Origin of the sequence: Streptomyces katrae (genome assembly GCF_000966975.1) — a bacterium.
Classification (GTDB): domain Bacteria; phylum Actinomycetota; class Actinomycetes; order Streptomycetales; family Streptomycetaceae; genus Streptomyces; species Streptomyces katrae.
Map to the genome: position 1 here is coordinate 1 of NZ_JZWV01000174.1, position 411 is coordinate 411.

General features: G+C 74.5%; 1 protein-coding gene. It reads left to right on the plus strand.

The window, feature by feature from the left end:
• On the plus strand, positions 1-205 hold a 205-nt coding region (locus VR44_RS08425), incomplete at its 5' end, for an ABC transporter permease (protein ID WP_045946769.1).
• Positions 206-411 lie beyond the last annotated feature (206 nt).

Genomic DNA, 411 nt, shown 5'->3' on the forward strand with positions numbered 1-411 from the left:
GATCTTCGCCAAGCCGACGACCATGCCGGGCTGGCTCCAGGCCTTCACCGACTACAACCCGCTGTCGAACCTCGCCGACGCGGCGCGCGGCCTGATGAACGGCACGCCGCTGGGCCACTCGGTGTGGATCACCCTGGCCTGGTCGGTGGCGATCACCGCGGTCCTCATGCCGCTCGCGGTGCGCAAGTTCCGCCAGAAGACCTGATCCGGGCGGACGGTCCGTTCCGGATCGCGTCCCGGACCGGGCCCCGTACGGGGGGCGGGTCAGTAGAGGGCGGCGGCCTCCTCCATCGTGAGGCCGCCGCCCTCGGCATGCGCCGCCTCGTACGCCGCGTCCCCCAGCGCCGCCCGCGCGAGCTCCTCGGCGCGGGCGGCGTCCTCGCGTTCCGCGTGGACCGGGACGTGCCGGGG